This window comes from Lacticaseibacillus suilingensis, assembly GCF_016861845.1.
Lineage (GTDB): Bacteria > Bacillota > Bacilli > Lactobacillales > Lactobacillaceae > Lacticaseibacillus > Lacticaseibacillus suilingensis.
Genome location: NZ_BOLV01000005.1, coordinates 88,146 through 106,539, shown reverse-complemented (window position 1 = coordinate 106,539; position 18,394 = coordinate 88,146). Strand labels below are relative to the sequence as shown.

Below are 18,394 nucleotides of genomic sequence, written 5' to 3'. Positions count from 1 at the left end.
TGATACAGTTAAGGTAACCCTTTTGAAAGGAGCGCTGGTCGATGAAAAAGTCCCGCCATCTTTCTGCGCCGCAAGCCATTCTACTTAGCTTCGCCGCCATGATCGCCATTGGGACTAGTCTGCTCGCGCTGCCTTTCGCCAGCCAAAGTGGCCAATCGGTGAGCCTACTAGACGCCTTTTTCACTGCAACAAGCGCGAGCTGCGTGACCGGGCTGGTCGTGGTTAATACCATGCAGCATTGGACCTGGTTCGGTCAACTCGTGATCATCACCCTCATTCAACTCGGCGGGATTGGGTTCATCACGGTGGTGACCGGCGCGCTGATTGTTTTTCGCCAGCGCATTGGCCTCAGGCAGCGGCTGACCATTCAAACCATGTTCAATCAAAGCTCGCTTGGCGGCATGACGCGGCTGGTCTGGCAGGTGCTACGCTACACCGCGGTGATTGAAGGCGCTGGAGCCGTGCTGCTGACGGTGGGGTTTTTGACTGCCAATCGCGGCTACGGCTTCTTGGAATCAGTTTGGTATGGGGTGTTCCATGCCATTTCGGCCTTTTGCAACGCTGGCTTCGATTTGGTAGGCAGCAACTCGCTGGCCGAATTTCAGGGCCATTGGCTGATCAATTTCACAATCATGGTCCTGATTACGCTCGGCGGCCTGGGCTTCACCGTGCTCCATGAACTGCGGCATTTCAAAACCAAAAAACATTGGCGCGGGCTCAGCATTCACACGCGGCTGGTCTGCGGTACCAGTGCGGTGTTGGTGGTCGCTGGCACGCTGCTGTTTGCCTTGCTCGAATGGCAAGGCGCACTGGGCCACTTGGCGACGCCGCAAAAATGGCTGGCTGCTGCTTTCGAATCCGTGACCCTGCGTACTGCCGGCTTTGCCACCATTGATCAAAGTCAACTGACCCCGCTCAGTCAGCTGCTGGCGACCGGGTTTATGTTCATCGGCGGCTCGCCTGCCGGCACTGCCGGTGGGGTCAAAACCATCACCCTGGCGCTGCTGGTTGCCGCAGTGAGCTCTGGTCTGCACGGCCACACCGGGATTGTGATTGCGGGCCGGCGCTTGCCGCTAGCACTGGTCCAAAAAGCCCTAGCGGTGTTCTTCGCCATGTTTGCCGTTGTGGTGATGGCAGTGCTGATTTTGCATTTTTCAGAGGCAGGCAACAGCTTCGCGCCAACGCTGATGGAAACGATTTTTGAAGCCACCAGCGCCACCGGCACCGTCGGCCTCACCACGGGTCTGACGCCGTACTTGTCTCCTATCGGCAAGGTCACCATCGCCTTGTGCATGTTCATTGGCCGCCTCTCGCCGCTGACTCTGGTGGTCGCCTTGAGTCTGCGCCAAAACGCCGACTCGCATGTCATCGACTACCCCGCCGCCAATGTTATCATTGGCTAGAAAGGAGCCGCTATGAAAAACCAACCAGCCCGCAGTTTCGCGATTTTCGGCCTCGGCCGCTTTGGCACCAGCATTGTCTCGCACCTAGCCGAGGAGGATGTTGAGCTCCTGGCTGCCGACCGTGACCTTACCCGTGTTGAGGCGGTCAGCGCTTGGGTGGACCAAGCCGTGGTCGGCGACGCCAGTGACGAGGCGTTTTTGACGCGACTCGCCATTGAGCATTTTGACGTGGTGGTGTTTGCCATGGGTGAAGACTTCGAATCCAGTGTCATGGGCACGATGGTCGCCAAAGAACGCGGCTGCCCCCGGGTAGTGGTCAAGGCGTTGGACCCGCGCCAAGCCAAAATTCTCATCCGCGTCGGCGCCGATCAGGTGGTGCTACCGGAAGTTGAAATGGGCGCCAAAATTGCCCGCAGCCTCGTCAACGCCAATATTATCGATGCCTTTGCTCAAATCGACGGCATCGACATCACCGAACGGCGGCCCGATCCCCAGTGGATTGGTAAAACCCTCGCCGAGGCGGATGTGCGGCGCAGTGCCGGCGTGGAGGTGTTGGCCTTAATTCGCACCGGGCAGACGCAAGTGCCAGTTAAGGCGGAAACCGTGCTAAGGGCAGAGGATGTGCTGGTGACCGTGGCCAGTGAATAGAACGCAAAAAGTGGTCGTCGCTTTCCATCAAGCGACGGCCACTTTTAGATTGTGATAATTGAAAGCCACCATTTATGCGGCTTCTGGCGTCAAACCTTCTTCTTTTTGCAAAGACCGATCATAGATCCGGATGAATGGCAGCGAAATCAGAATGTCCATAATCAAAATGGCAATCCAGAGCACCACATTCCGCCAATCCATGGAGGCGAGGAACACTTGCAAAATCCCCGGCGTGGTCCATGGTGTGTAGATATAAAACTTACCAACAACGCCGGCCAAAGTCAGGAAGTAAACAATAGTCAGGTTCAGCACCGTGCAGATGATGTTTGGAATGAAGAACCACAAGTTAAGCACGGTGGGAATCCCGAAAATCAAAGGTTCGTTGATGTTAAACAAGGTGCCAATCGGTGCCAGCTTGCTCAACGAACGGAGGCGAGCTGACCGGGCAATTAAAATCATTGCAATCAGGAAGGCTGGGTAGGTGATCCAGCCACCCCACACACTATAGAAAGCCCCGGCGAAGATATGCGTCATCGCATGGCCCGCTTGGTATTGCTTCAGGTTCAAGGCGATGTTGAGCGTTGTGATTGGCGTGACAATCGTCCCAATCATGTTGTCGCCGTGAATCCCGAAGAACCATAATGTCTTCGCCAGCACAGCCAATAACAAAATGACTGGCAAGGTGCCACTGACATTGGCGAACGGAGCAAAAACCAGATAGATGACGCCGACCAGGTAAGACTGGGTAGTCGCAACACAAATGGCATTCAAGGCGACAAAGATGACGGTGGTGACCACCATCGGCACCAGCACCTCAAATGGCGCTGCCACCCCTGATGGTACGGAGGACGGGAGCTTAATCGTCCAATGATGTGTGATGAACAAGCGATTGATTTCAACGACCGCAATCGCAATCAGCATCGCCCCAAACATCCCCTTGGCGCCAAGATCGGCCTGCGGTAAGTATTGGATGGTCTTAACAGTTTCTGACGGTGACGCAGCAATGAAAAAGGCAAACAGCGCCGAAACCAGGTTCGTCACCAAATTCATCTTGTAGTGCTTGGAGAGATAGTAAGTAATCGCCACCAACACATATGGGGCCAACAACCCGATGGTCAGGTTGTACGGTACCATCAACACATTGGCATTCGCGGTGGCCCACTTTTGCCATGCCAGCATAAACGCAAAGAAGAAGTTCGTTGCCTTCATCCCAGTCGGAATTGGCGGTGAGGCCAGCAAAATCGAAAAGCCCCCAATAATCGTCAGTGGAATAATGGCAGTCATCCCGTCACGAATTGCGGCCAAGTACTTTTGATTGCCGATTTTAACGGCAATTGGATTGACCTTGGCTTGAATCCAGTCGGTGAGTTTGGCAGTTCCTTCAGCCATGAATGACACCCCTTTGGTGAATTAATTTTGAATACGAGGTAAGCGTAACCGCTTTAGGAATATTTTTCAAGTATTATTTTTTTATGGAATATTTTTCATTTTAGGATTACACTAACTGACGTAGGCAATCCAAATTTGCCTTATGGAGCCCACTTGTGAATAGGGAAGTGCTAAACTGAAAGCGCGGAAAATATTCCGGATATTGTTGAAAGTTGAAACGTGGAGGCCATAAGATGGACATCATCAGACAGATCGAGCTGTACTACGCAAATATGACCAAATCCGAGCGCGCCGCTGCTGATGCCATCATGGCTGACATGCACATTGTGGCAGAGCAGCCCATTAAAGAAGCGGCCCAAGCATATGGCGTCTCGGCCACAACACTGGTGCGACTAGCGAAACGACTGGGCTTATCAGGATACAGCGAACTAGCGTTTCAGACCAAGAACTATCTGACGGAGCATCGCATCACCCCATCCAAAAAAGCGCAGCAAGCCCCTGAAATGGCGAGTCTCATTCAATCTTTCATCGGGGCCTTCGAGCAAATGATCACCCCGGAAGTGGAAAATGGCGTCGCGCAGCTAGCAAAGGCGCTGCATGGTCAGCACCGTATCCTAGCAGTTGGCCTTGGCCATTCTGGGTTAGCCGCAGAGCATCTCAAATATTTGATGTTAAGCCGCGGTCTGTTCATTTCCACTGTCACTGATGGCATCTTGATTGAACGTCTGCCACCATTGATGCAATCAGGCGATCTGATCATCATCTTCTCGTCCTCTGCTGCTGTTGATACCTATGCAAATATTTTTAAACGAGCAAGCAAAAAAGACATCACGTTCGCCCTCGTGACGATGAATCCCAACGCGCCGGTGCTACAAAAAGCTGACATTCAGCTGGTCCTACCAATGGTGCACAGTCTGGATACCGATGCCAAGGGCATTCGCTACATCGACTCACGGCCCGTGTTCGATGTCCTAGTCAGTTGCCTCACCCGTTACTACAGTGATGTCTACCCTAACGTCTAACACCAGCAAGTGGTTCACTCCAGATTCGGAAAGGAGTCTCAATGAATGAAAATTGAACAAGTGATTGCGCAAGTGAAGGCCTATCATCGTGGGGTTTGGCATGGTGAAGTGATTGATCCCGCTACCACACGTGATCAAGTCTTATTCGGCAATCCAGACCAATCCTGCACCGGCGTCGTCACGACCTGCTGGGCCTCGCTGGCGGTGATTCGGCAAGCAGCGGCGCAAGGAGCGAACCTGATTGTTTGCCACGAAGCCCTGTTTTGGAATCATGGTGATCACACCGGGTGGCTAGAGGAAACGAACAACCAAACCTATGCGGCTAAAGTGGCCCTGCTTAAGGAAAACCATATCGTCGTTTGGCGTGATCACGACCATATGCATTCAGGGATTCCGCTTGCTGATGGCACTTACGTTGACGGCATTTTCTATGGTCTGGCCAAACAACTCGGTTGGGAAAATTATATTCTCAATGACGCTGATGTGCTGACGGCTTTTGAATTACCTGCCGCCACTACCGCCCAAGCAGTGGCCGAGCATCTGATTACCAGCCTGCATCTGAACGGGGCGCGAATTATTGGCGAACCCGCTACGCCCGTGCAAAAAATTGCCGTCCCCACTCACGTCTTTGGCGATGCCAAAGGTTACATTACCAAAGCTGAAAAGGATCAGTACGATCTTTTCATGTCCTTGGAGCTGATTGATTTTACCTTGAGCGAATACATTCAAGACGCCAGCCTCAATGGTCAAAACAAGGCGATTGTCGCCGTTGGTCACTTTAATGTCGAAGAACCCGGCATGGCTTATCTGGCCACCTACCTACCAAAAATTATCGGCAGCGGGATGCCAGTCTCGTTTGTTCAGTCTGGGGATATGTACCACTACATCAAGGCCTAATGCCGCACGATTAACCTAGCACGCTAACATTTGAACCTAATCATGAAAAAGACTTATGCGTTGTCTGCTGTTCACAGCCAGCGTATAAGTCTTTTTGTTAGCGAGCAAATTTTTTGGGTGCTAATCTACTTTCACCTGCTCAGGTCATCCCCTGGGCAGTAAAAGGAGGCGAGTCATGCGACGCTGGCTGAACTTGATGATTCTGGGCGTGTTTTTCTTCATGGTGATTGTCGATGGCAGTATCGTCACCATTGCAATTCCTGCCATGGCGCATGGGCTGGCGGTGGGCACGGAGCGAGTGGGGCTGGTGATCAGCATCTACCTGGTCACGATTAGCGCGCTACTGCTGCCATTCGGCCAACTCGGCGCACAATGGGGCCGCGAACGGTGTTTTATGCTGGGTACCTTGGCATTTCTGGTTGGCTCTTGGTTAACTGGCGCCGGCACGCAACTGAGCTGGGTACTTGGTGGCCGAGTGCTCCAAGGCGTCGGCGCCAGTCTGACGATGGCAAACAGTTATGCGCTCGTGGCGGATTGGTTTCCACCGCAACAGCTTGGGCGCGCGTTTGGCATCGAAAGTATTTTTATCTCACTCGGCGGACTGGCGGGCCCGGGACTTGGTGGGCTGGTGTTGACCCACTGGGACTGGCGATATCTGTTCTGGCTGAATTTACCGATTGGCGGCTTGTGCTTGTTGGCGGCGATACTTTGGTTTCCGCGCGCCTCTTCCCGCCAGCGACTGCACCTTGACTGGGGTGGCACCGGCATTTTGATGGCACTAGCAATCGTCTTTTATGTCAGCACCGCCAGCAGCTTGACGCAACCAGGGCTGGCGCTGCTAGGCCTAGCCCTCAGTGGCGGGCTTTTGTGGCTACTGGTACGGTGGGAACAACGCAGCCCGCACCCGCTTTTGAGTCTGGCTTTACTCAAGACCCCGACGTTCGGTTGTCCTTTGGCGGCGGCGTTTACGACTTTTGTAGCGGCCTACTTTTTCACCTTACTCGGGCCGATTTATCTGCAAGTCGTCGTTGGGCTATCCCCAGCGGCCACTGGCGCGGTGTTGATGGCGGGGCCGCTGGTGGCGATTGTGGCTAATCCCTTGGCTGGTATGGCCGCTGATCGCTGGTCACAGCCGCACGTGATGCAAAATGGCCTGCTTTTACTACTGCTGAGCGCTTTAGGACTGGTGCTACTAACGGGTCAATTCGAGCCGCTGGCGTTTCTGCTGGTTTCGGTGGTCATGGCCATTGGCACCAGCGTTTTTGGCACCGCCAATAGCGCCTTTTTGATGCGGGAGGTCACGCCGGAACAACGCGGGGCCGCCGGAGCGCTGACGGCGCTGCTGCGCGAAGTCGGGCTGGTGCTAGGCGTGAGTTTGGCGAGTACCAGTTTCTACGGCAGTCTTGGCGTCTTGGCTGGCCAGCCGCTGACCACGGCGCTGGGCCAACCAAGCGGCCGTCTGCTCACGGCGCAGCATCTGGCTTACGCGCTAGCGACCCTGATTTTGCTGGGCGGCTGGTGGCTCAATCGCAGGCTGCTCAAAAGCGGGCACGCGCCGCGGCGCCACGCCAGTCAACCCGACTTATTTTCACTGTTTGAAGCAAGGTTTCGTTCAAGGAGGTTATAACCATGGCAACCACGGTGACTGTTTTAGGCAAAATTCAACCACTTTTGACCATTCCCGAAGACTTCACGCGCATCACCAGCGAGCCGCGTTCGCGCAATGGCGAAGCGGTGCGGGTTGATCGCTATCAACAGCGGCGACCGGTACAATGGTTCGGCCCGCATGTGACGCTGGTGTGGGGCAACGATGACCGCTTGCTGAGCTTCAATGCTTTTACCGCCACCAGCAGCGCACCGCTGCCCACCCAACTCGCCGCCCGGCAAATCGCAATGCAGGTGTGGCAAGCACTGGATCCGAGCTATGCCGCGGGGTTGGACTACATGCGGACTGACCGCCTCACCCGCTCTTTTGAAGGTGATAACCAGCACGTTGACATTCCGGTGTGGTGGGTCAAGTTTGCCCATCGCAATGGCAGTTATAACTGGGTCTCAGTGGGAGCTGGAGGCCAAGTGGTCGAAATGGAGCGCGAATCCATGTGGGATTACATGCGCAGCCGGCGCGCAACTGAGGAGTGGAACTATGATGACTGGGTGCTAGCGCGCGAAGACCAAGGCCCGCAGCCAGCCGCTCCTGCCGCGCTCGCGTAGGTGCTCGCCATGGCCAAAACAACGGATCAAGTGATTGCTGCCCTCGGCGCCGCCAATGACCGCCTTAATCGCTTAGAAGAAGTGGATTACGTCACTGCCGCCTACAAGGGCTTCAGTGCCAGCGGTGACACCTTGGAAGAGGTGCAAGCCGCGATTGACGAAACCCAGGCGCAAATCGAATCCTTACAGCACCAGCTGGATCGGCTCAATGATCAACTCACTTAGAGACAGCAAAACGCCGAGTCGCCGCAGCGATTCGGCGTTTTCTGATTCAAAAACATCAGTCGACCACATCAATGCCCAGACTGGCGGCAATGATAGCGGCTTGCCATTGGTTGAGCTTTAACCCGCGCAGTAAACTCGGCGTGAACAGCAGATGATCGAACCGCGATTTACTGAGGTCAACCAACTTCAGCGGCGTCCCGGTGAAATCAGCGCCGGTCAGCTCACCACCAGTGACGCTCAAGCCCGGCTTCAGCAATTTGACTGCCTGAAAGCTACTTTCCGTCAGTTGAGTCTCTTTGAAGCTGACTGCCTTCAGTTTGCTTTCGGCCAATATCAGATAACTGGCCTGACAGTCGGTGACCGTCACCTGATGCCACACACTGCGGGTAAAATCGGCGCCCATCAGCTGACAGCCACTGAACTGGCAACGGTACATCACGCTTTCGGCGAAATCAGCATTCAGGAATTGACTCCCCTTAATTGTGCAATCCAGCCACTCGCCGCCGCGAAAATCGGTTTGCTCAAACTGGCAGTTGCTGAAGGTCACGCCAGCCAGCTTCAGCTCATGCTGCGAGACGCTCAGCCGGCAGTGGTCGTAGGTTTCCCCCTCTACCGCGGCGTCTAGGCTCAGGGTTTGGTGTTCAATCATCGGCAGTCGCTCCTTGGTTAGTTTGGGATTGGGCCAAAGCGGTTTGTAAAACTGACAACCCCAGCGTCATCGCGGCAATCATCGGCGTGAGGCGCCGGTAAATCGCCGTTTCCGGGGCGTACTTGGCCCGGGCGACGATGGTTTTATGAAGGATGGATTGAATCGGCGCCACGCTGGCTGTCATTTGGGCCAGCGACGGTACTTGCCCGCTGACCAGCGCGCTGACGACTTGCAAGGCGGCAATGCGATTAACCAGCAGCGTGGCCTGCGCCGTGCCTAGGGCAAACTTCGGCTGCATGCGCTGGCAGTTTTGAATCGTGGCGGCGTAGATTTTTAGCGCCGCAGCGCGTTGATTATCAGTGGTATTCATCGTTGCATCTCCTTGGCGCCGATGCCACTCGGCGCAGTTGGTGGGCTAATTATTTCACTTATACCACTGATTCGCGGCACAATAAAGGCAGTACTAAGCGAATGGCAAAGGTCATTCGCGAATTGCTTCAGCTTACCAGTGACGCTACTCCCAATCAAAGCGAGGTGTTTTTGATGACCACGCCCTGCCTAACCCTCGGTCAAATCGTTGCCGAAGCTGTCAACGTTGGCCTTGAAGTCGAGAAAATGCGGGTGACTCCGCAAAGTCTGCTCAGTGCAGCGCCTTTTCCTGATGACCTGGAAACGGCCTTGCGCCCCTTTGTCGCGCGGGAATTTTTCACCGCGCAGCTGGAATTCACGTTGCCTGCCACCCCCAACGTCGCCCAAAACATTCGGCATGGCACGGCCATCATTCAGGCGGTGGCAGAGCAGTTGCCAGCCGAAGACTGCCTGTGGCCGTATAGCTGCCCGCCGCTGTTGCCCCAGGTTTCGTCTGCTTTGATCTCGCCCTACCCTGAGCGGTCTTACCCTTACCGCCAAAAATTAAGTCGCCTATATCCACTGCCGCGGCTGATGAACACTGGGGTGCACATCAACTTTAGCTTTCGGCCCGCGGCTTTGAGCTTCATTTTAACCGAAACCGGTTTCGCCGACGCCGACGCCCTTTATATCCACCTCGCCCAGTATTTCATGTTGCACCACTGGGTCTTCACCTATCTATTCGGAGCCACTCCCGGTGCATTGACGGGTTACTTCACGAAAACGACGCCACCACTGCCGGTCCGCAGCCTCCGCAACAGCCAGTTCGGCTTTCCCCGCAACATCGCTGGTGATTACACCTCGGTCCCCCGCTACGTGGCACGCATTCAAGCAGCGATTGAAGCCGGGCAGCTGATGAAGGCGGGTCAATATTATGAACCGGTCCGGCTAAAAAGCGGTGCCGATAAGCGCCCTGAGCATCTGTTGGAGGCTGGGATCTCACATCTCGAGCTGCGCAGCTTTGATCTCAATCCCTTCACTCCACTCGGCGTCACTGCCGATCAGCTGCGCTTGGTGCAAAGCCTGGCGTTGTATTTTGCCTACCAGCCCCGGTTAAATGCTGAAACGCTGGCTAAAAAGTTGGCCGCAGCGCGCCAGCTCAACGACCGCGTGGCCTTAGAAGATCCCCACGCGCCTTCAGAATGTCAGGAAGCGGGCGTGGCGCTGTTAACGCCACTCGCCGCCTTCGCCGCGCAGCACGATTTCCCAGCGGCCTATCAAAACAGCATTCAAGAAGCCTTGAAAGCCTTTGAAGATACGACGCAAACCTTGGCTTACCAAATTTGGCAGCACGCATCCGTCTTTGCAACACGCTAAAAAATCGCGACCGCACCAGCTTCAATCAGCCATTCCTACTCATCATGGGAATGGCTTTTTGCCGTCATCAAACTGACCACCTATGCCGCCTAGTGTCCAGCCGGGTCGATCTGCCGCGCCAATAACGCCGCTGCAGCAAGGCTCACAAATGCCGTCACCACTACTGTTGCCAGTGGCTGAACCAGAACTAGCGTCATACCATAGGCAACGACGAGCAAGCCGGCGATGACCACATAGCTGGTCTGGTGGGTCTGATAGCGAGCCTGCTGGTAATACCGCGCCAACCACAAGCCCAGATACATCAGCCCAATCCCAGCATAGAGGAAGGTCATGGCAAAAGCGTGGTGGACGGTTGGCGCCGTAATGTCGCGTAACGCAACAGTCACCATACTGACGCCAAAAATAATGGGATAGTGCAGATAAATCAACAAATTGCCGGTTTCGCCGGCCTTTTTATCGTCGACTAGGTGATCAAACACGGCGATATAAGCGAAAAACAAACTGGCCACAATCAGAAAAATCAGCACTGACACCACGGAAAAGGTCTGGCGCGTGAAATAGCCAGCGATCCCGACAATCGTTTCACCAAACAGCACAATCGACAGCTCGGTCACCCGTTCTAGCAGATGTGAGAATATAATCGGGTGCTTGCGGGTCAGTTTGCCAGTAAAGGCTGGAGCGACCCAACTCACGATCACCCCAGCCGCCGCCAGCCAGAGGCCCGCGCGCAGCGGCAATAAGCCTGCCCAAGCAAGGTCAGCGTCCGCACCCCTAAGATGCCGCTGAAGGCCTGGGCAATGGCGCGATCATCACGGTTATCAGTGCGCCGCCACACCAGGACGTACTGAATGCATAGCGTCAACGACAACAGCCCCGCCGCAAGGAAAAACGGCCGTAAATTGGCATCAAGCGCCGACGAAAAGCTGTTCGCCATGTAGAGCACGATCATCATGTCGCCAAACATAAACCCAATATCGGTCCAAGACGACGCCCCAAAGCGATTGACGAACACTGTTTGCACCATCCAAGAATTGATAAACACAATCACCACGAAGGCAAACACCACCAGGGTCAGCGGCGCAATCACGCCGTGCTCGAGCTGATGCAAGAGCCCTGTCGCTTTGGCAATCATGTAGACAAAGACGAGATCATAAAATAATTCAATCATCGAAACAGGTTTGCTCATGTGCGGCCTCCTCAGTTTTGAGTCAGCATACCACCAATAATTTAGCCCCTCAACTGACCCTTAAATGGTCCGTCCTATACCTAACCGTTATGTGCTTATAGTTGAAATAGGTATTAGACATTCTGCCTATTGCTCCGTAAGCTAATGCCGAAGAGATTAGGGAGAGATAGCATGAAAACCATTCAACTCAACAACGGCATTAAGATGCCCCAACTTGGCTATGGCGTGTTCCAAATCGATGATCCGGCTCAGTGCGAGCAAAGCGTCCTCGATGCGCTGCAAACTGGCTATCGGCTCATCGACACCGCCGCCTGCTATGGCAACGAAGCCGCGGTAGGCAAAGCAATCGCCAAATCCGGCATTCCGCGCACCGAAATTTTTATTTCAAGCAAAGTTTGGATTCAAGTCAGTGGCTACAAGCAGACAATGGCGTCTTTTCAAAAGACGCTGGCTAATCTGCAAACCGATTATCTCGATCTTTACCTTATTCACATGCCTTATGGCGACTACTACGGCAGCTGGCGGGCGATGCAAGAACTCTACCGTGCCGGTAAAATTCGCGCGATTGGCGTCTGCAATTTTCTACCTGACCGGCTAGTCGATTTGATCGCCAGTTTTGACATTGTCCCTGCCGTCAACCAAATCGAGCTGCATCCCTTTTCCCAGCGGCGCGCCTTGCGCGCGCTGATGGCAAAATATCGCATCACGCCCATGGCCTGGGCACCGTTTGCCGAAGGTCAGCACCAGCTTTTTACCAACCCGACTTTGACCACGATTGGGGCGCATTACGGCAAAACCGCGGCTCAAGTCACTTTGCGGTGGCTAAAGCAGTCTGGCGTGGTGGCGATTCCCAAGTCGGTGCATCTCGCTCGCATCCGCCAGAACTTCACCATCGATGATTTTGCCTTAAACGCCAATGATATGGGTAAAATTGACCAACTCGATACCGGTCAACCCCTCATTCTGGATGTCGCCAGCTGTCGCGAAGCCTACCGTCTGCACCACATCACTTATGTTCAGTAATCACTTGGCAAAAGTGCTCGTAGCGCCGCCAAAAACGCGCTGGCCGCAGGGGACTGCGGCGTGTTTTTGGGCCAAATCAAGCTTGCTTTAGCTTCCAACCGCGGCGTCAGTGGGACGAACCGCAAAGTTGAATCCGCTGTGTTGATGATGCCGTCCAAACACAGGGCAATCCCGACCCCCGTTTCGACCAGGATAGAGGCATTGTAAAGCAAATTGTACGTTGCCACCACATTGAGCTGCAGGTCACTGGTCCCCAGCCAATCGGTCAGGTAGCTGATACTGCCATGCTGCTGCGACATGATGATCCGCTGATCGGCTAAATCCGCAGCGGTAACCGCCGCTTTTTGCGCCAGGGGTGAATCTTCACGGACCAAAACGCCCCAAGCGCTGGTCCCCGGTAACTTAAGGAAGTCACTATCGTCTTTGTTAGTCGGCTCCATCACCACCCCGAAGTCAAACACCCCCGCATGCAAGCGTTGTTTGACCTCATTGGCATCTGTGCTGTAAATGCCGACTTGCACCTTGGGCGCGGTTTGCCCGAGTTGGCTAACGGCCTGACCGATGGTGACCATCATCGGCGCCTCAGCACTCCCAATCATAATCTGGCCGGTGACTTCCTGGGTCTGATTCACATTGGCCACGGCTTTATCCGCCAACAACACGATTTGGCGAGCCTGGTTGGCGAAGTATTCGCCGGCCGCGGTCAGCTCAATACTGCGACTGCCGCGTTCAAACAAGGTCACGCCTAATTCATCCTCAAGGTCTTTAAGCTGCCGCGAAATCGTGGGTTGTGACACATGAAGCCGCTCCGCCGCCCGGGAAATGTTGCGTTCATTCACGACCATCAAAAAGTAACGTAAAACCCGCAGTTCCATCTGCGACCCTCCATTCCTAATAGGCATAGTATAACATCATTTTTAAGTATTAGACATAATACACACTTGCACTTATGCTGAACCTATCAAAGGAGGTCACGCCATGAATTTTGACCATCTCATCAACGCCGGCCATGTCAGTTGGGGCGGCGCTACTGCGGCGGCAGTGCACGCCGTGGTGGAAGAAACCAGCGCCTTGCTGATTACCCTCAACCAAGCCACCACCGATGAAGCTAGGCGGCAGCAGTTGGCCGCCATTTTGGGCTATCCTCTGCCGGCGAGTTCGGTGCTGAACCCACCTTTTCAAACCGATTTTGGCCGCCACACCACCATCGGGCCCAATGTCTTCATTAACCGTGACTGCTTCTTTGTGGATCTTGGGGGCATCACGCTTGATGACGGCGTCTTGCTCGGCCCGCGGGTGACCCTAATTTCGGTCAATCATAGCGAAGACCCAACGCGGCGCCGGGATTTGGTACTCAAAGCGGTCCACATCAAAACCGGCGCGTGGCTGGGCGCCAATGTGACCGTGCTGCCTGGCGTCACCATTGGCGAACATGCGATTGTCGGCGCTGGCGCCGTGGTCACTAAGGATGTCCCAGCTAACACAATTGTCGCCGGCGTGCCGGCGCAAGTCATGCGTCCAATCAAGTCAACTCACAAGGAGAATAGTAATGATTAAAGATAAAGTAGTTGTCATCACTGGCGCTTCAAGCGGCATTGGCGCCGAAACCGCCAAATTATTGGCCAGCCGCGGCGCCAAAGTCGTGCTAGGCGCGCGGCGTGAAGATAAGCTCAAGGCGCTAGCTGACGACATCATCGCTGCCGGCGGTCAAGCCGTTTACCGCGTGACCGATGTTGTGCGGCCTGCTGATAACGAAAACTTGGTGCAGTTAGCCAAAGACGCATTTGGCGGCATCGACGTGATGTTTTTGAATGCCGGCCTGATGCCGAACTCCCCGCTGTCGGCGCTGAAGGTTGACGAATGGAATCGGATGGTCGATGTGAACCTCAAAGGCGTGCTAAACGGCATTGCTGCCGCGCTGCCGACCTTCAAAGCCCAGAAGTCTGGCCACTTCATCGCAACCAGCTCGGTGGCTGGCCTCAAAGCCTACCCAGGCGGGGCAGTTTATGGCGCCACCAAATGGGCCGTTCGCGACTTGATGGAGGTGTTGCGCATGGAAGCAGCGCAAGAAGGCAGTCACATCCGCACGGCCACCATCTATCCCGCTGCCATCAAAACCGAGCTCCTGGCGACCATCACCGATCCGAGTGCCGCCGCTGGGATGCAGCAAACCTATGACACCTACGAAATCACCGCCGATCGCATTGCCCAGGTCGTCGCCTTCGCCATCGATATGCCTGAAGATACCAACGTCAACGAATTCACCGTCGGCCCGACGGATCAACCATGGTAAGGAGTCCTCAAAATGGATAACTATATTTTCAAACTCAGTCCCAAAGTTTCACGTAAAACGGTACGCTTTCACAATCGCTACGGCATCGAACTGGCGGCCGACCTCTACACCCCCAAAAAGATGCAGAGCGACCGGCAATATCCTGCTTTGGTGGTTGGCCCTCCATACAGCGGCGTTAAGGAACAAGGCCCTGGCATTTACGCCCAGGAAATGGCGACACGCGGTTATGTGGCGTTAGCCTTCGACCCGTCTTTCAACGGTTTTTCTGGTGGTAACCCGCGGCATGTCTCTAGTCCCGACATTTTTGTGGAGGATTTTCATGCCAGTGTGGATTATCTGGGCACCCGGCCGTTTGTTGACCGCGAGCGGATCGGTGTGATCGGCATTTGCGGCAGTGGCAGTTTTGCCTTAAGCGCTACCGCGGTTGACCCTCGCATTAAGGCCGTCGCCACCGCCAGCATGGTTGACATTGCCGCCGCGCACCAGGAAGGGACCAAAGAAGAACGCCAAGCACACCTGGCTGCCATTGCCGAGCAACGTTACGTCGACTTTGAAAGCGACCAGCCGGCATTAGGGGCGCGCGGCTCTGCACTGGCCGATGAAAATGATGACCCCGTGTTCCGAGAATTCGGTGACTTTTATTTCACGAGTCGCGGCTGGCACCCCAACGCCATTACCACCTTTACTGAAACCTCCAGCATGGCCTTCATGAACTTTACCTTGCTGGACAAAATCGCGGAAATCTCGCCGCGTCCACTCATGTTGATTGCCGGGGATCAGGCCTTTTCCAAAGGCTTCTCAGAGCGGGCCTATGAAGTGGCCGCCGAGCCTAAGCAGCTGGTCATCATTCCTGGTGCCAATCACATTGACCTTTACGATGACACCACCAAGATTCCATTTGCTAAGTTGCAAGCCTTCTTTGACGAAGCCCTGTAGTCACCTGGCACATCGTGTTTGCCTACGATGTGCCTTTTTTAGGAGGCCATTATGAATCAATATAGTAATGATTATTTTAAAGGGGAACGCTCCCTGTTTGCCGAACATGATGCGCGCATTGACCGCACGGTGTTTGGCGAAGGCGAATCGCCGCTGAAGGAAAGTCGCAACATTCGACTGACTAACACCATTTTCAAATGGAAATATCCGCTTTGGTACAGCCACCACATCCAGGCCGATCACACGACCTTTGAAACCATGGCCCGGTCTGGGATTTGGTACACCCATGACATCACTATCACCAACAGCGCTTTGCAGGCTCCCAAACTCTTTCGGCGCAGTAGTCAGATTAGACTCGCGCATGTCCACTTTGCCGCCGCTGAAGAAACGATGTGGACCTGTGATGACGTCCGTCTTGAAGACGTTCAAATCAATGGCGACTATTTCGGCAAAGATAGCAGCAACATCTATCTCGACCATGTGAATCTGATTGGTAATTACTGTTTCGATGGCGCCAAAAATATTGAGGCGCACCATTCGACCTTTGTCGCCAAGGATGCCTTCTGGAACTGTGAGAATGTCACGCTGTATGACTCGACCATCACCGGCGAATATCTGGCTTGGAACACCAAGCATCTGACGCTGATTAATTGCACCATCGAAAGTCAGCAGGGGCTCTGTTACATCCATCATTTAAACATGAAAAATTGCCAGCTACTGCGCACAGATTTGGCCTTTGAGTACTGCAGCGACATTGAAGCGGAGATTACCTCTGATATCTTAAGTGTCAAAAATCCCATCAGCGGCCGCATTCACGCCCATGGTATCGACACCTTGATTCTTGATCACACCAAAATCGACCCGAGCCAAACTGAAATCACCACCGCTGTTCCAATTGTAGAAAGGAAGTCGGCTTAATGTACGACTTTGACAACGCTCCAGATCGGCGCGCCACCAATTCAATCAAATGGAATGTTCAGCCCGGCGAGCTCCCGATGTGGATTGCTGACATGGATTTCCGCACGGCTCCAGCCATCTTGACCGCAATGCAGGACAAAATTTCACTTGGCGCTTTTGGCTACGAAGCACCAGGACCCGACTACTTCGCCGCCGTTGCGACTTGGTATAGTAACATGCACCACGCCAAACCTGCGCCTGATTGGATGCTGTTTGCCACCGGGGTCATCCCCGCTTTATCAGCTATTGTGCGAAGGCTGACGCATGTGGGCGACAATGTTTTAGTTCAGGCGCCAATTTATGATATCTTCTACCACTCCATTGAAAACAACGGGCGGCATGTGCTCTCTAGCGATTTGCACTACCAAGACGGCCATTATCACATCAAATGGACTGACCTTGAGGCCAAACTCGCGCTGCCGCTGACCACGATGATGATCTTATGTAACCCGCATAATCCCATTGGCAAGGTCTGGACGCAGGCGGAGCTAGAAAAGATTGCGACGTTATGCCTGCGCCATCACGTTGTTTTGGTGGCTGATGAGATTCACGGCGACTTGGTTTGGCAAGGGCCAGACTACACACCGGTGTTTTCACTCCCGGCAGTGCTACATGACAATACCATCTCGCTGGTCTCACCAAGCAAAACCTTTAACGTTGCTGCTCTCCATGCCGCGACTGTCATTGTGCCGGACCCTGCATTACGGGCGCAGGTCAATCGCGGTTTGAATACCGATGAGGTAGCAGAGCCAAACCTGCTGGCGATTCCCGGGACGATTGCGGCGTACACGCAGGGCGCCGATTGGTTGCGCGCCTTACGCCAGCAACTGGCAGCTAATGCCGAGCAAGCTAAAAACTTCATCGCCGCCAACCTGCCAGAGGTCAAAGTGATTGAAAGCAGCGCCACCTATCTGATGTGGCTGGATGTGCAGGCCATTTCAACTAACGCGGAAAAGCTAGCCTCGGCATTGCGCGCTTCAACCGGCCTGATTGTCTCAGCCGGCAGCGTCTACCGCGGTGATGGCGCTCATTTCTTGCGACTTAATTTTGCCTGCCCCCCTGCCATGTTGGCGGATGGTCTAAACCGCTTGGCAAATGGCATTGAGCTTTATCAGCAAGAATAAAACCCCACTGCGCGCAAACAAGAAAGGAAGATTTCCATGACCAAAATTCTAATTCTCGGCGCTCACGGCGCCACCGCCCAAATCGTGATCGACCGCTTGCTGGCTGAAACAGATGATGATTTAGTGCTATATCTACGCCACGCCACTCGCCTGAACCGTTATCAAGTTAACCCACGCGTGACTTTAGTTGAAGGCGATGCGCAGGATGTCGCCGCTTTGACCGCAGCCATGGTCGACGCGGATGTGGTTTATTCCAACCTTGGCGGCGTCCAGCTCGCCACCTTCACCCAAGCCATCATCACGGCGATGGCGGCCACTGGGCGCACGCGCCTGATTTTCTATTCCGCGCTCGGCGCCTTACATGAAGTGCCTGGTAAATTTGGCCAGTGGAACGAGCAGGCGATCAAAGCCTACCTACCAGGCTTTCGCGCATCGGCCAAACTGCTCGCGGCGCATCCTGAAATCAATGCGACCCAGCTGCGGCCGGCCTGGCTCACCGACAAAGATGAAATCGATTATGAACTCTCTGGCGCTGCTGAACCCTTCAAAGGCACCGAAGTCTCGCGGCAAAGCGTGGCGGACTTCATTGTGAAACTGATCAAAGAACCGAACCTGTATCCGCATGACAGTATCGGCCTGAACAAGCCACACACCGATGGCAACAAGCCCGCCTGGCTGTGAGGCAAAAAGATGCCGCCTTCTGCGA

Annotated in this window: 19 protein-coding genes and 1 pseudogene; 15 read left to right on the top strand and 5 right to left on the bottom strand. The window is 54.4% G+C overall.

The annotated features are described in order from the left end of the window. Nucleotides 1–41: 41 nt before the first annotated feature. Entirely contained in the window at nt 42–1,403 is a 1,362-nt protein-coding gene (locus JUF11_RS04490) for a TrkH family potassium uptake protein (RefSeq protein WP_204118529.1), read from the top strand. Nucleotides 1,404–1,415: 12 nt separating this feature from the next. Further along, nucleotides 1,416–2,051: a potassium channel family protein gene (locus JUF11_RS04485; protein WP_204118528.1), complete on the top strand. Its 636-nt coding sequence runs from the start codon at nt 1,416–1,418 to the stop codon at nt 2,049–2,051. Nucleotides 2,052–2,123: 72 nt separating this feature from the next. Here the strand turns inward: JUF11_RS04485 and JUF11_RS04480 are convergent, their stop codons facing one another. Beyond that, entirely contained in the window at nt 2,124–3,440 is a 1,317-nt protein-coding gene (locus tag JUF11_RS04480) for a PTS sugar transporter subunit IIC (RefSeq protein ID WP_204118527.1), read from the bottom strand. Nucleotides 3,441–3,673: 233 nt separating this feature from the next. Here JUF11_RS04480 and JUF11_RS04475 point away from each other — a divergent pair, with 233 nt between their 5' ends. The 5 genes from JUF11_RS04475 to JUF11_RS04455 all read left to right on the top strand — a co-directional run bounded on the left by JUF11_RS04475 (nt 3,674) and on the right by JUF11_RS04455 (nt 7,795). Further along, entirely contained in the window at nt 3,674–4,462 is a 789-nt protein-coding gene (locus JUF11_RS04475; protein ID WP_204118526.1) for a MurR/RpiR family transcriptional regulator, read from the top strand. 45 nt (nt 4,463–4,507) lie between these two features. Then, nucleotides 4,508–5,359, top strand: a complete 852-nt coding sequence (locus tag JUF11_RS04470; protein WP_204118525.1) for a Nif3-like dinuclear metal center hexameric protein — start codon at nt 4,508–4,510, stop codon at nt 5,357–5,359. Nucleotides 5,360–5,534: 175 nt separating this feature from the next. Further along, on the top strand, nt 5,535–6,986 hold the full coding sequence (locus JUF11_RS04465) for an MFS transporter (protein WP_204118524.1): 1,452 nt from the start codon (nt 5,535–5,537) through the stop codon (nt 6,984–6,986). Nucleotides 6,987–6,988: 2 nt separating this feature from the next. Beyond that, the gene (locus tag JUF11_RS04460) at nt 6,989–7,570 is read left to right on the top strand and encodes a ketopantoate reductase family protein (protein WP_204118523.1); all 582 of its coding nucleotides are present in this window, start codon (nt 6,989–6,991) and stop codon (nt 7,568–7,570) included. Between the two features lie 9 nt (nt 7,571–7,579). Continuing rightward, entirely contained in the window at nt 7,580–7,795 is a 216-nt protein-coding gene (locus JUF11_RS04455) for a hypothetical protein (protein WP_204118522.1), read from the top strand. A gap of 55 nt (nt 7,796–7,850) precedes the next feature. Here JUF11_RS04455 and JUF11_RS04450 read toward each other — a convergent pair whose 3' ends face one another. Both JUF11_RS04450 and JUF11_RS04445 read right to left on the bottom strand, forming a co-directional pair. Beyond that, complete coding sequence (locus JUF11_RS04450; RefSeq protein WP_204118521.1) at nt 7,851–8,444, bottom strand: pentapeptide repeat-containing protein; 594 nt, start codon at nt 8,442–8,444, stop codon at nt 7,851–7,853. Beyond that, complete coding sequence (locus JUF11_RS04445; RefSeq protein WP_204118520.1) at nt 8,437–8,814, bottom strand: hypothetical protein; 378 nt, start codon at nt 8,812–8,814, stop codon at nt 8,437–8,439. Before JUF11_RS04445 ends, JUF11_RS04450 begins: the two co-directional genes overlap by 8 nt. Before the next feature lie 101 nt (nt 8,815–8,915). Here JUF11_RS04445 and JUF11_RS04440 point away from each other — a divergent pair, with 101 nt between their 5' ends. Next, nucleotides 8,916–10,169, top strand: a complete 1,254-nt coding sequence (locus JUF11_RS04440) for a hypothetical protein (RefSeq protein ID WP_204118519.1) — start codon at nt 8,916–8,918, stop codon at nt 10,167–10,169. Nucleotides 10,170–10,258: 89 nt separating this feature from the next. Here JUF11_RS04440 and JUF11_RS13195 read toward each other — a convergent pair. Next, nucleotides 10,259–11,301: pseudogene (locus tag JUF11_RS13195) on the bottom strand (low temperature requirement protein A). A gap of 225 nt (nt 11,302–11,526) precedes the next feature. Between JUF11_RS13195 and JUF11_RS04425 the strand changes: the two are divergent. Then, nucleotides 11,527–12,378 (top strand): aldo/keto reductase, encoded by an 852-nt coding sequence (locus tag JUF11_RS04425; RefSeq protein WP_204118516.1) that lies wholly within the window; start codon nt 11,527–11,529, stop codon nt 12,376–12,378. On the opposite strand, the gene JUF11_RS04420 is transcribed toward JUF11_RS04425, so the two are convergent. Then, nucleotides 12,372–13,253 carry a LysR family transcriptional regulator gene (locus JUF11_RS04420; RefSeq protein WP_204118515.1) on the bottom strand — a complete coding sequence of 294 codons (882 nt, stop codon included), beginning with the start codon at nt 13,251–13,253 and terminating at the stop codon, nt 12,372–12,374. The two genes, JUF11_RS04425 and JUF11_RS04420, sit on opposite strands and share 7 nt — an antisense overlap. A gap of 103 nt (nt 13,254–13,356) precedes the next feature. Here JUF11_RS04420 and JUF11_RS04415 point away from each other — a divergent pair, with 103 nt between their 5' ends. From JUF11_RS04415 to JUF11_RS04390, 6 genes are read left to right on the top strand one after another with little or no spacing between them, the layout of a single operon-like run. Continuing rightward, the gene (locus JUF11_RS04415; protein ID WP_204118514.1) at nt 13,357–13,935 is read left to right on the top strand and encodes a DapH/DapD/GlmU-related protein; all 579 of its coding nucleotides are present in this window, start codon (nt 13,357–13,359) and stop codon (nt 13,933–13,935) included. Next, nucleotides 13,928–14,671 (top strand): SDR family oxidoreductase, encoded by a 744-nt coding sequence (locus JUF11_RS04410; protein ID WP_204118513.1) that lies wholly within the window; start codon nt 13,928–13,930, stop codon nt 14,669–14,671. Before JUF11_RS04415 ends, JUF11_RS04410 begins: the two co-directional genes overlap by 8 nt. A 12-nt stretch (nt 14,672–14,683) precedes the next feature. Further along, a complete protein-coding gene (locus JUF11_RS04405) occupies nt 14,684–15,607 on the top strand; it encodes an alpha/beta hydrolase (RefSeq protein ID WP_204118512.1) in 924 nt (307 codons plus the stop codon). Between the two features lie 51 nt (nt 15,608–15,658). Next, nucleotides 15,659–16,525: a DUF3737 family protein gene (locus JUF11_RS04400; protein WP_204118511.1), complete on the top strand. Its 867-nt coding sequence runs from the start codon at nt 15,659–15,661 to the stop codon at nt 16,523–16,525. Then, nucleotides 16,525–17,688, top strand: a complete 1,164-nt coding sequence (locus JUF11_RS04395; protein WP_204118510.1) for a MalY/PatB family protein — start codon at nt 16,525–16,527, stop codon at nt 17,686–17,688. The genes JUF11_RS04400 and JUF11_RS04395 overlap by 1 nt, the downstream gene beginning before the upstream one ends. Nucleotides 17,689–17,724: 36 nt before the next feature. Then, nucleotides 17,725–18,369, top strand: coding sequence for an NAD(P)H-binding protein (locus JUF11_RS04390; protein WP_204118509.1), 645 nt, complete (start codon nt 17,725–17,727; stop codon nt 18,367–18,369). The last annotated feature ends 25 nt before the right edge of the window (nt 18,370–18,394 follow it).

Excerpts from the sequence above, each read along its gene's own strand:
- JUF11_RS04390 (WP_204118509.1), top strand. The coding sequence starts at position 17,725 with ATGACCAAAATTCTAATTCTCGGCGCTCACGGCGCCACCGCCCAAATC.
- JUF11_RS04445 (WP_204118520.1), bottom strand. The coding sequence starts at position 8,814 with ATGAATACCACTGATAATCAACGCGCTGCGGCGCTAAAAATCTACGCC.
- JUF11_RS04475 (WP_204118526.1), top strand. The coding sequence starts at position 3,674 with ATGGACATCATCAGACAGATCGAGCTGTACTACGCAAATATGACCAAA.
- JUF11_RS04465 (WP_204118524.1), top strand. The coding sequence starts at position 5,535 with ATGCGACGCTGGCTGAACTTGATGATTCTGGGCGTGTTTTTCTTCATG.
- JUF11_RS04395 (WP_204118510.1), top strand. The coding sequence starts at position 16,525 with ATGTACGACTTTGACAACGCTCCAGATCGGCGCGCCACCAATTCAATC.
- JUF11_RS04420 (WP_204118515.1), bottom strand. The coding sequence starts at position 13,253 with ATGGAACTGCGGGTTTTACGTTACTTTTTGATGGTCGTGAATGAACGC.
- JUF11_RS04480 (WP_204118527.1), bottom strand. The coding sequence starts at position 3,440 with ATGGCTGAAGGAACTGCCAAACTCACCGACTGGATTCAAGCCAAGGTC.
- JUF11_RS04400 (WP_204118511.1), top strand. The coding sequence starts at position 15,659 with ATGAATCAATATAGTAATGATTATTTTAAAGGGGAACGCTCCCTGTTT.
- JUF11_RS04410 (WP_204118513.1), top strand. The coding sequence starts at position 13,928 with ATGATTAAAGATAAAGTAGTTGTCATCACTGGCGCTTCAAGCGGCATT.
- JUF11_RS04460 (WP_204118523.1), top strand. The coding sequence starts at position 6,989 with ATGGCAACCACGGTGACTGTTTTAGGCAAAATTCAACCACTTTTGACC.
- JUF11_RS04485 (WP_204118528.1), top strand. The coding sequence starts at position 1,416 with ATGAAAAACCAACCAGCCCGCAGTTTCGCGATTTTCGGCCTCGGCCGC.
- JUF11_RS04415 (WP_204118514.1), top strand. The coding sequence starts at position 13,357 with ATGAATTTTGACCATCTCATCAACGCCGGCCATGTCAGTTGGGGCGGC.
- JUF11_RS04490 (WP_204118529.1), top strand. The coding sequence starts at position 42 with ATGAAAAAGTCCCGCCATCTTTCTGCGCCGCAAGCCATTCTACTTAGC.
- JUF11_RS04455 (WP_204118522.1), top strand. The coding sequence starts at position 7,580 with ATGGCCAAAACAACGGATCAAGTGATTGCTGCCCTCGGCGCCGCCAAT.
- JUF11_RS04470 (WP_204118525.1), top strand. The coding sequence starts at position 4,508 with ATGAAAATTGAACAAGTGATTGCGCAAGTGAAGGCCTATCATCGTGGG.
- JUF11_RS04425 (WP_204118516.1), top strand. The coding sequence starts at position 11,527 with ATGAAAACCATTCAACTCAACAACGGCATTAAGATGCCCCAACTTGGC.
- JUF11_RS04440 (WP_204118519.1), top strand. The coding sequence starts at position 8,916 with ATGGCAAAGGTCATTCGCGAATTGCTTCAGCTTACCAGTGACGCTACT.
- JUF11_RS04450 (WP_204118521.1), bottom strand. The coding sequence starts at position 8,444 with ATGATTGAACACCAAACCCTGAGCCTAGACGCCGCGGTAGAGGGGGAA.
- JUF11_RS04405 (WP_204118512.1), top strand. The coding sequence starts at position 14,684 with ATGGATAACTATATTTTCAAACTCAGTCCCAAAGTTTCACGTAAAACG.